The following is a 2,944-nucleotide window of genomic DNA, read 5'->3' on the forward strand; positions in this document are numbered from 1 at the left end:
GATAAAGATAACGTCATACCCATTAAAATGCTACCAATTACTAATTTCTTTCTTTTCAAATCTGAATACCTCACTTCATTAAATTCAAATATAACTATTTAAATATAACGTTTTCCTGTGAACTTCACGTGAATTTAATGAAAGTAGAACATTTGCTAATTCTCCATTTAATACATCAATTTTGAAAATTATGGTGATTCATCCTGTATCGCTAATCTCTAAAGCTGCAAAAAGGACTAATATTTTCATTAGTCCTTTTTCACATTTATATAAAATTGAATTTCTCCATCTATAGAGGAAACTCCATATTCAAAACCATGCCTTTCTAAAATACTTTTCACTATCGCTAAACCTAATCCTGTACCTGATTTTTCTTTACTACGAGAAGATTCTAGTACATAAAAAGGCTCCCAAATTTTCTCGATATCCTTAATTTTATCCGTAGGAATGCCATTTTTTATTTGGTAATATATACTTTTATTTCTATCTTCTAATGTAATTATTATGTTTTGATTTGCTGTATATTTTATCGCATTAGAAATTAAATTTTGAAACACCATTCTCATTTTATTTAAATCTGCATAAACGATTGTATCGCCCGCATTACAATTTACTTGCAAGTTAATTTCTTTCGAATCCAGTTCAATCTGATGCTTATCTAATATACTCTGGACCAGTGGTTCAATGGGGAATTCTTCTTTTTGTAAAATATCTCTTTCTAGTTTAGAAAATCGTAATAATTCTTCAATTAAGTTTGATATTTGATCTGTTTGTTTAATAATTGTATCTACATAAGTCCCATCATCTAATCCATCTTTAATCCCCATAGAGTATGCTTTTACTAATGCGATCGGTGTCTTTAATTCATGCGTTACATCACCCATAAATCGTTTTAAATGTTCATTACGATAAGTTAAGTCTTGATGTGCTTCATGTAGTTTTTCACTCATGATATTAATACTATTGGCCAACTCTCCTATTTCATCATTCGTTTTCACTTTCGTTCTTTTAAACTGCAAATGTGAAATATCCTGAGCCACATCACTTAACTCTTTCAGTGGTGTCGTTATTATTTTTGAAAGTATCCACACAAGTAAAATAATAAGAAGGAGCGAGAAACATAGGATATATAAGTAAAATGTATTTAACGTATTTATAATTTCATTTGAATTCGCAATGGAAGTCCCAATTAAAATTATCGTATCATCTTTCGCAATATATTTAGCAAAAAAACTCGCTTTTACCTTTCCTTGATCGTACAGTTTATTCGATTGCCCTTCCGTCTTCACTTTCATAACTTCGTCTTTCGTAATCCAAAGCTTATTTAACGTTACTTTCTTTTTCGTAAGTTGCATGCGTAACGCGTCGTTCATAGCATCTTCTGACTGATTAATTGGCGTATACGCAATTGTAACATTATTTTCACTTTCAATTGTATGAATAACATCTTCTAAATCATTGACTGGCGCATTTTGTATTTGAGTTGTAAATTCATTTAAGTTTTCACGTGTTTTATAAATATTATATTTCGGCAGGAGAAAGTTAATTAATAATAAAGAAATTGTAAATATAAGAATAACGGTTAAAGAAATGCTGAGAAATAGCTTTTTCCCAAGTTTATTCACTTTGTTCCTCCAAACTATAACCCAGCCCACGATGCGTCTTAATAATATTTTCTCCAATTTTTTTACGCAGCCTTCTTACATGTGTATCAACCGTTCTCTCTTCTCCAAAATAGTCAAATCCCCATACAATGTCTAACAATTTTTTACGAGTTAAAATAGTTCCTTTATGATTTAAAAAGCATTTTATTAATTCGAGCTCTGTTTTTGTAATTTCTAACTCTATATCATTTTTATATACTTTATTTTTGGCGAAATTTATCTTTACATCTTGTACTTGAATAATATCATCATGCTGAATAAGTTTTTTCGCTCGTGTAATTAGTACTCCTGGATGAAATGGTTTTTTTACGTACTCATCTGCCCCACTTTGAAGCGCTGCTAATTCATCTTCACTTTCACTTTTCGCCGTAAGCATTAATACTTTTACGCTTGAATTCTTTTTTATTTCCTGACAGACAGTAATACCACTATGTTTCGGCATCATCCAATCCAAAATAGCTAAATCAATTTTTTCATCATAAAATATTTGAAGTGCTTCCTCTCCGTCTTTCGCTAATAATACTTCAAAGCCTTCTTTTTCAAAATAAGCTTTTAAAATCCTTAACATATCTTGTTCGTCATCTGCAATTAAAACTTTCATATTTTTTCCTCCATTGCTTTTAAACAAAAACCAATTGTATCATACAACATCTTTGTTACATGAATGTGACAGAAAAATATTTAAAGCTTTTGAGGGGATAGTAATGGTGAGGTGTTGTACTATGATAAAAAAAATCGGGGTCATTTCTCTTCTTCTATTTCTATTATCAACAAATGCGTTCGCAAATACAAATCAACAAATTGAAGTATTTGATTGTCAAAAAGAAATGGTCATTCAAAAACAATCTTTAGATCCAGTAATCCAAAAAGAAGCAGTTCAATACGCTAAATCAATTACTGGTCCATTTAAAAACTTAAATGTCGTTCCAAAAGATGGCTATATGATAAAAATCCCTTTATCTAAGCCGGTTTCTATTACTAATCAATGGTTACACACTACAATAGACGAAGTACTTATACTACTCCCACTAAAAGAAAAGCCTTATATTATGCTTTATGATGATGAAAATAATCCGCATTTTTATTATGTAAAAGGTAAACCAGGATTATTATTGAAACAAATGAAGGTTAAAACATAATTGACTGAAAAGGAGTCACCTTATAAGCTAAATTTTAAAAGCTAAGGTGCTCTTTTTTATAATAACAATTTAGTAAATGAAATTATAAAAGTTGTCTTTTAATATAAGGATCGCAACTTCATATATCAGCGATTTTTAAGA

3 protein-coding genes are annotated in these 2,944 nt (G+C 29.8%); 1 reads left to right on the forward strand and 2 read right to left on the reverse strand.

Going from position 1 to position 2,944, the window contains the following annotated elements; genetic code table 11:
- Positions 1-248: 248 nt before the first annotated feature.
- Both ABWK52_RS25515 and ABWK52_RS25520 read right to left on the reverse strand, forming a co-directional pair.
- Entirely contained in the window at positions 249-1,625 is a 1,377-nt protein-coding gene (locus ABWK52_RS25515; RefSeq protein ID WP_098518154.1) for a sensor histidine kinase, read from the reverse strand.
- On the reverse strand, positions 1,618-2,265 hold the full coding sequence (locus ABWK52_RS25520) for a response regulator transcription factor (RefSeq protein ID WP_000865979.1): 648 nt from the start codon (positions 2,263-2,265) through the stop codon (positions 1,618-1,620). The genes ABWK52_RS25515 and ABWK52_RS25520 overlap by 8 nt, the downstream gene beginning before the upstream one ends.
- Before the next feature lie 121 nt (positions 2,266-2,386).
- On the opposite strand from ABWK52_RS25520, the gene ABWK52_RS25525 reads away from it, so the two are divergent.
- A complete protein-coding gene (locus ABWK52_RS25525; protein WP_000591772.1) occupies positions 2,387-2,803 on the forward strand; it encodes a hypothetical protein in 417 nt (138 codons plus the stop codon).
- Positions 2,804-2,944: the final 141 nt, after the last annotated feature.

This window comes from Bacillus sp. AP50, assembly GCF_040492675.1.
GTDB lineage: Bacteria > Bacillota > Bacilli > Bacillales > Bacillaceae_G > Bacillus_A > Bacillus_A cereus.

Bases quoted from the DNA above. Each gene is read 5' to 3' on its own strand.
- ABWK52_RS25520 (WP_000865979.1), bottom strand. From the start codon at position 2,265: ATGAAAGTTTTAATTGCAGATGACGAACAAGATATGTTAAGGATTTTA.
- ABWK52_RS25525 (WP_000591772.1), top strand. From the start codon at position 2,387: ATGATAAAAAAAATCGGGGTCATTTCTCTTCTTCTATTTCTATTATCA.